At 48.8% G+C, this 7,595-nt stretch carries 8 protein-coding genes; 5 read left to right on the forward strand and 3 right to left on the reverse strand.

The annotated features are described in order from the left end of the window. The 3 genes from AAFH99_RS07480 to pilB form a co-directional block, all read right to left on the reverse strand. The gene (locus AAFH99_RS07480) at positions 1-888 is read right to left on the reverse strand and encodes a prepilin peptidase (RefSeq protein WP_406829071.1); all 888 of its coding nucleotides are present in this window, start codon (positions 886-888) and stop codon (positions 1-3) included. Positions 889-896: 8 nt separating this feature from the next. Next, entirely contained in the window at positions 897-2,114 is a 1,218-nt protein-coding gene (locus AAFH99_RS07485; RefSeq protein WP_406829072.1) for a type II secretion system F family protein, read from the reverse strand. A gap of 122 nt (positions 2,115-2,236) precedes the next feature. Then, positions 2,237-3,946: a type IV-A pilus assembly ATPase PilB gene (gene pilB, locus AAFH99_RS07490; protein WP_406829073.1), complete on the reverse strand. Its 1,710-nt coding sequence runs from the start codon at positions 3,944-3,946 to the stop codon at positions 2,237-2,239. A 488-nt stretch (positions 3,947-4,434) separates the two neighbouring features. On the opposite strand from pilB, the gene AAFH99_RS07495 reads away from it, so the two are divergent. The 5 genes from AAFH99_RS07495 to tnpB all read left to right on the forward strand — a co-directional run. Next, entirely contained in the window at positions 4,435-4,929 is a 495-nt protein-coding gene (locus tag AAFH99_RS07495) for a pilin (RefSeq protein ID WP_406829074.1), read from the forward strand. A 109-nt stretch (positions 4,930-5,038) separates the two neighbouring features. Beyond that, the gene (locus AAFH99_RS07500) at positions 5,039-6,196 is read left to right on the forward strand and encodes a serine hydrolase domain-containing protein (RefSeq protein WP_406829075.1); all 1,158 of its coding nucleotides are present in this window, start codon (positions 5,039-5,041) and stop codon (positions 6,194-6,196) included. Positions 6,197-6,277: 81 nt separating this feature from the next. Further along, entirely contained in the window at positions 6,278-6,730 is a 453-nt protein-coding gene (locus tag AAFH99_RS07505; RefSeq protein WP_406829076.1) for a pilin, read from the forward strand. A 348-nt stretch (positions 6,731-7,078) separates the two neighbouring features. Next, on the forward strand, positions 7,079-7,375 hold the full coding sequence (gene tnpA / locus AAFH99_RS07510) for an IS66 family insertion sequence element accessory protein TnpA (protein ID WP_406829077.1): 297 nt from the start codon (positions 7,079-7,081) through the stop codon (positions 7,373-7,375). After that, positions 7,369-7,595, forward strand: a 227-nt coding sequence (tnpB, locus tag AAFH99_RS07515) for an IS66 family insertion sequence element accessory protein TnpB (protein WP_406829078.1), incomplete at its 3' end; no start/stop codon positions are given. The genes tnpA and tnpB, both read left to right, overlap by 7 nt.

The following is a 7,595-nucleotide window of genomic DNA, read 5'->3' on the forward strand; positions in this document are numbered from 1 at the left end:
TCAGCTGCTCAGCCCGGAAACACGAAAATACCACCCCATAATCTGCTCACCCCACAACATGGCAATCCACGCCGCGCCGGCAAGGTAGGGGCCAAAGGCGATGGGCAGGTTCTTGTCGCGCCCAGAAATCAAGGTCCAGAGAATCCCCGCCAGGGCGCCCACCGCTGCGGACAGAAGAATCACCAGCGGCAACACCTGCCAACCAAACCAGGCGCCGATTGCCGCGAGTATCTTGAAGTCTCCCGCGCCCATGCCTTCCTTACCGGTGACCAGTTTAAACACATGGAATACACCCCACAGCGCCAGATACCCCGCAATCGCGCCAATCACTGCATCCTGCAGCGGTGCGAACACACCCCAGAGGTTGATCAGCAACCCTGCCCACAGCAGTGGCAGAGTAATACTGTCAGGCAGCAACTGTTTGTCGAAATCAATCCCAGTCAGAGCCACCAGTGCCCAGGTAAAAAATACCCCCGCCAGCGCCTGCCAGGTAAAGCCCAGTTGCCATACCACCACTGCAGTGAGAATACCCGTGGCCAGTTCAACCAGCGGGTAGCGTTTGGAAATCCCAACACCGCAGTTACTGCACTTTCCGCGCAACAGCAAATAACTGATGATGGGGATGTTCTGCCAGGGCTTGATCTCTTGCTTGCAGCCGGGGCAGTGGGAGTGGGGGAGGATCAGGTTGTAGGGCTGATCGAGTAGTACTTTGTCTTCTGCAGTCGGTGTTTTTTCAAAATAAGCGTAAAAATCCCGCTGGTATTCCCGCTCCATCATGATGGGGAGGCGGTGGATAACTACGTTTAGGAAGCTGCCGATTAGCAGGCCTAAAATAAAAGCGCTGCTTATTAGCAGCGCTGGGTGGGTGGGGAGCAAGTATTCGAGCATCGTGGGTATTAGCTAATTACATTTCCAAGGTTAAATATTGGCAGGTACATGGCCACAAGTAGTCCGCCAACCAAAATACCAAGAACTGCCATGATCATAGGCTCTAGCATTGTTGTGAGGTTGTCCACTAAATTGTCAACGGCTTCTTCGTAAAAGTCAGCGGCTTTGCCGAGCATTTCGTCTAGCGCACCGGATTCTTCGCCTATTGATGTCATTTGTATCAGCATGTTGGGATACAACTTCGAATGGCTCATTGCGGTGTTCAAGGGTATACCTGTAGCGACTGAGTCGCGAATTTTTAGCGTGGCCTCTTCATAAACAACGTTACCTGTCGCACCAGCAACCGACTTTAACGCGTCAATTAAAGGTACGCCGGCAGCAAAAGTCGTCGCTAAAGTCCGGGCAAATCTGGCAGCAATTGAGTTGTAAGTGATAACTCCTAAAACTGGTATTTTAAGTGCTGCACGGTCAAAAAATTCGCTAACCTTTTTATTGCGTTTTTTTATTTCAAGTGTTCCACCAATGCCTACAAGGAGACAAACAAATGTAATTAGCCAATTAGCCTGTAACCACTCAGAAATCCCCATTACGAACAATGTGAAAGCTGGAAGGTCTGCTCCGAATCCTGCGAACGTTGAAGCAAATTGGGGGACAACCTTAATAAGCAGGATAGCTGTGACCACAATAGCCACAATAATGACTGCAATTGGGTAGGTCATGGCTTTTTTAATTTTTTTCTTTAAAGACTCAGTTTTTTCTTTATAAGTGGCAATTCTATCCAGCATTGTTTCTAAGGCACCGGATTGCTCACCAGAAGCCACGAGGTTGCAAAATAAGTCGTCAAAATACAATGGGTGCTTGCGCAAACTGTCAGCAAATGAGGTTCCGGAGGCCACCTCCTCTTTAATCTTTAAGATTAGATCTTTTACTCCAGGGTTGTCCGAACCATCGGCGACAATTTCGAAGCTTTGTACTAGCGGTACGCCGGCCTTCATCATTGTTGCTAATTGACGAGTAAATAGTGCTATGTCACTTGGTCTTACTTTTTTGCTCCCGCTGAAAAGCGATTTGGGCTTTTTCTGTACTCGGTTGGCGATAATTCCTTGGCGGCGCAATTGGGCTTTGATCAGGGCGGGGTTTGTTCCTGTAACTTCCCCGTCAACCTTGTTGCCCTTGGCATCTATGCCTTTATAGATATAAGCAACAGTAGCGGCGGCTTTGGCCATGGTTTAGTTCCCGTTGGTCTTGGAGCAGGAGTCATCTGACTCCACAACATTTATTTGTTCTTTCTATCGTTATTCTGGACTTTATCCAGAATCTGTCATTTGCTTATGGTAATACCTAAACATCAATCTTTCGTTACCCGGTTGGCTTCTTCCAGACTGGTAACCCCGATTACTACCTTCCGAAGTGCAGAGGTGCGCAGATTGTTAAAGCCCTCTTTCTTTGCCTGATCTGCGATCTGAATTGAGTTTCCGCCTTCCATTATAATGCGCGAGATTCCGTCGGTAATGCGAACTACTTCATACACACCTACTCGACCTTTATATCCTTTGGAACAGTGCTCACAACCTACGGGTTGGTATATCTGCCACTCCTTCTTTGGAATGGATACGGCTTCAAAGCCTTCCTCCTTTAAGACTTCTTCAGGGAGCAGTGTCGGCTTTTTGCATTCGTTACACAGTCGGCGTGCCAGACGCTGAGCGATAATTACACTGACCGAAGTGGCGATATTGAAGGTGGGGACCCCCATATTCATCAGGCGGGTTAAGGTCTCAGGCGCCGAGTTAGTGTGTAGAGTTGATAAAACCAAATGGCCGGTTTGCGCTGCCTTGATGGCGATCTCTGCAGTTTCCAGGTCCCGGATCTCTCCCACCATTACGATATCTGGGTCCTGCCGCAGGAAGGAGCGTAAGGCCTCTGCGAAGTTCAGCCCCACTTTATTGGAGACGTTTACCTGGTTGATCCCCTCCAAGTTGATTTCCACCGGGTCTTCGGCGGTGGATATGTTGCGCTCTGGTGTGTTGAGGATATTCAGGCCTGTGTACAATGATACGGTCTTGCCTGAACCAGTCGGGCCAGTAACGAGGATCATCCCTTGCGGTTGCGCCAGCGCGTCTAAATAAATCTTCTTTTGTTCTTCCTCGTAGCCCAAAGCGTCAATACCCAGCTTCGCCGAGGATGGGTCGAGAATTCGGAGGACGATTTTTTCTCCCCATAGCGTAGGCAGGCTATTGACGCGAAAGTCAATGGCCTTGGTTTTGGACAGCTTCATTTTGATCCGGCCGTCCTGGGGTATACGGCGTTCGGAAATATCCATTTTGGACATTACTTTGAGGCGTGCTGAAATTCGGGTCGCGAGCTGAATTGGCGGGCGGGCAACCTCGTGCAGCACACCGTCGGTACGCAATCGCACCCGGTAAGCTTTTTCATAGGGTTCGAAATGAATATCAGATGCTCCGGTACGGATCGCGTCGAGTAGCACCTTGTTGACAAAACGCACGACAGGGGCTTCATCCCCACCTGGTTCACTATCATCGTCCGACCTGCTTTCTCCGCCGTCAACATCTAGGCCATCCAGGTCTTCATCGTCCAGCCCAGCTAAGCCGCCACCAATATCGCTATTGGACAAATAGCTTTCGATCGCTTTACTGAGCTTATCTGCTTCAACTAATACTGCGTCAGTGCTTAGTCCGGTGTTGAAATTGATCTCATCCAAGCCTGCCAAGTTAGTCGGATCCGCTACGGCTACAAATAGCCGATTTCCACGCTTGTACAGAGGTAGGGCAAAGTGCTTGCTGACTAACTTGTCGTCGACGACGTCTTTAGGCAGTAGATCGAAATTATAACTGGACAGGTCAAATAGGGGGCTGCCGAATGCTGTAGATGCAATCTGGGCCAGTTCCCTACTTTTGATAAGTTTGGCCTCTACCGCGTGTTGAGCGAAGGTCTGCCCCTCTCGCTTTGCAGCCTTAATAGCTGACTGGGCTGTAGCCTCATCGATGGCGTTGTCCAAAACCAGCCGCTTGGCTAGACCGCTTAGTAGAGTGCTGCTCATGAAGGGACCATATCTGTAAGTATTACTTGAGTATGAGATGTATCATGTTTGTTTAAATGTTGTTCGTAAGTGCTGAGTGGCAAAGGTTTTTTGCTAGCAGACAGTGTCTAAATATAACGAATATGGCACTAGTAGCCAATGATCCCGGTGAGTCATTTATGCAGGGTGCGAACTGGGTACCTTCCTTGAGGTTGAGTGAAAAGTTACCAGTAATTCAATCTAGCAAAGGTGCGGGGCACATTTCTGGAGCTCATTGGCGCTCAAAGGTGATGCGATACCTGACAATTTATGTCATAGAGCACCCTGAGTTGCATGAAATGTGTTCGAATTGGGTGCTAGTTGATCTTTTTGGTTGTCGAACTTTCACAAATTGGAGCCTCAGGTGTCATTTCCCCGCTTGCGTGATTTACCTCATTACCGGTATTGTAACTTCCGACTTCCTCACGGGATTTCGTCCAAAAACAACAGTCTGTATGGAGACGGTTACAATGAAAAAGCAACAGGGCTTTACTCTGATTGAATTGATGATCGTGGTAGCGATCATCGGCATCCTCGCTGCGGTCGCCATTCCGCAATATCAAAATTACGTTACCAAATCTCAGGTGACTCGTGTAATGAGCGAAGTTGGCTCTCTGCGTACGGCTATGGAAACTTGCCTGCTGGAAGGTCGTGACGATATCGTTACTGGCGACCCTGCTACAGCAACTGAATGTAACTTGGGTTGGACTGCTAGCAACCTGCTTGGTGTGAGCTTGCAGGATGGTTTAGAAGTGACTATCAATGACGACGGTACTGCGACTATGGCCGCGACTTTTGGTGGGAATGCTGCGACCACTATCGCTGGCGACTACCTTGGCTGGGGCCGTAGTGAAGATGGTATTTGGACTTGCACCACTGATGTTGATGCGAAATATCGCCCAACTGGTTGTGGAGAAGGTTCCGCTCCTGACACAAGTGGTGAGAATGCTTGCGAAACTGAGTGATCGTTGTTAATCACTAAGTGTTTGTTGGCTATGAAAGAAAGGGAGGGCTGTAGCTCTCCTTTTTTTATTTTTGCTAGGGGTAGGCGTTGTAATCGGGTGGCAATGCTGAATGAGTTTTAGGATTAAGGTTTATCTTGTCACGCTAATAGCGTCTACATTGTTAGCTTTGTCTTGGGTGCATCAGCCCTTGATGTGGAAAAAAATACCGTATCGGTTGCAAGCCTTCTCGGTATCCCTTTCTGGAGTTTGGTGTGAGGATTCCACTTTTCCTGATTTGGTGGATCTATTAAGAGATCACTTGCTTCCGAACTTTGCTCTTGAGGGGCAAGTGATATATTTGAATCGAGAAGGTGAAGTGGCTCGTTGTTCGGTTTCTAAGGGGGGGCGAACAGGTGGGGTGTACCGACTCGCAAGCATGACGAAAGCAATTACAGCGCATGCGGCGTTAGTGTTGTCAGAGTCCGGTGATTTAAAGCTGAATGCCCATCTTCTAAGCTATTTTCCTGAGGTTGATCTATTAACTGTACGAGACCCCTTTTTGAAAGAGGTAATGGTATATCAATTGATTAACCACTCCTCAGGTTTTGGTGGTCCATTCGGGTCGGATGACATGGTGAAAAAGGGGGTAAAACCTTGGTGCCCTTATGATTTCAAAAGGCTTGAATCTGTACGTTTGGCTGGTGTGCCAGGCTCGAACTATGTCTACAGTAATGTTGCATATTGTCTGCTAGGAGAGGTGATTTCGCGCGTAACTGGCTTGAGCTATCGCCAGTATGTGCAGGATCAATATTTGGAGGGAACGGATATTGAATTTGCTGATGGACCCTATTTTCCTGAAGAACCGAATTACGATTTTTCCAATGATTTTCGATTTACTAGTGCTTATGTGGATTGGCTTGATTTTTGGGCACTTTCTTCTTCCGCCGGCCTCGTTGGGCGACCTGAAGAGTTCGCTCGGTTGGTATGGGATAAACTACACCGTGACGCTGGTAAATTGCTAAGTGGCTCCTTAGTTGCGAGTTGCGGTGAAGGTGTAGTAGCTAAGTGCTATTCATGGAATTTTGAACTTGAGTTTAATGAGCGTGGTGGAGTGATTGCTGGGGTGCAACAGGGGTATATGCCAGGTGTAAGCTCCTTGCTAGCTATCACTCCAAGTGGCCAGGTAATTGTTTGGGTGGCGGCTGGGGCTCCGATAGAAAACCATCATAAAGTGGAGCTCCAAAAAGCAGTTGTTGAATTTCTCGAATCTCGTGAAAGCGCTGTATAGAAGCTATAGGGTCGAATTGAAAGTCACTGGTAGTTGAACCCAAATTGGTACATATATGTACGTAACCCAGAGATAAAGTGAATGGGAAAGTCACGAGGTTTCTCTTTAATAGAGATTATGATTGTAGTTGCTATTATTGGTATATTGACGTCTGTGGCGGTACCGCAGTATCAAAGTTATGTTGCTAGAACTCAGGTCGCCCGCGTTATGTTAGAAATCTCCGAGCTGCGTAGTTCTATTGAAGTATGTATGCTCAAGGGAGTGGGGAGTGGGCAATGTAGCATAGATTGGGGTGGTAGTAACTTACTTGGAGCTCAGGGTGTCGTGATCCAGGAGGGGCTTTCCTATAGTATTGATATCGAGATGAATACTGCAAAAATCTCTGCAAGATTCGGCGGAAATGCTGCGAGCGCAATTGTAAATTCAGTGTTGATTTGGAGTCGAGCAGATAGTGGCAAATGGGTGTGTTCCACGGATGTAGAGTTAAAGTTTAAGCCAGCGGGATGCGGTTGGTCGCGCGTGCTAGAAGGATAAATAGAAGCACTAAAGTGAACGCGGAATAGAGCTGCTTATAGGGAGGGGAAAGGAGAAGTGTTTTAGCCCGGATTTTTCATGAGCCCGCAGATAGCACAGTATTTTCCTCTGTTGCTCCGAGAGCCGCGCTCGAAGGCTATAAATTGACCCATTCGACCGCGGTTTAACCTTCTTGGTTTTTGCCGGACGCAACTTCCCCTTACCCCATTCTTTATCCCGTGCCAGAGCAGCACTTTTTCTCCTATATCGGTATCAATCTCGCCGCTGCGTAAGCGCTCAATAAACCCCATCTAAAACTCGGCAACCCTGCCCGGTACGCTTCTGATTTTTAACGATCAGGAGATCCACATGACCACCCAAAGTAAAACCGATTTCTGGCAGCAGCATATTGCGGACTGGCACGCTAGTGGTTTATCTCAGGCTGCCTACTGTGACCAGCACAATCTAAAGCTCAGCACCTTCACCTACTGGCGCAGCAAGCAGAGCAAGCCCCGGCCGAAATTGATCCCGGTATCTATGCCGACAACCTCCGATCTGGCTGAGCTCTCACTGCCGGGCGGGATTCAGCTTCAGCTTCCGGTCACCGCTCTTGAGCAAACGCTGCCGATACTGTGGCGCCTGCTGCGAGAGCAGCGTACATGTTAAGGCCGGCACAGTCCGCCCAAGTCTACCTGTACATGGAGCCGGTGGACATGCGCAAGTCCATCGACGGCCTCGCGGCACTGGTGGAGCTGGAGATGGAGCTGTCGCCAGCGCTCGAGGCCATCTTCGTGTTCTGCAATCGCGGGCGCGACAAAATCAAGCTACTCTACTGGGAACGTAACGGCTTCGTGGTCTGGTACAAGCGCTTAGAGAAACAGCGCTT

Source organism: Microbulbifer sp. ARAS458-1, from assembly GCF_045348205.1.
Classification (GTDB): Bacteria; Pseudomonadota; Gammaproteobacteria; order Pseudomonadales; family Cellvibrionaceae; genus Microbulbifer.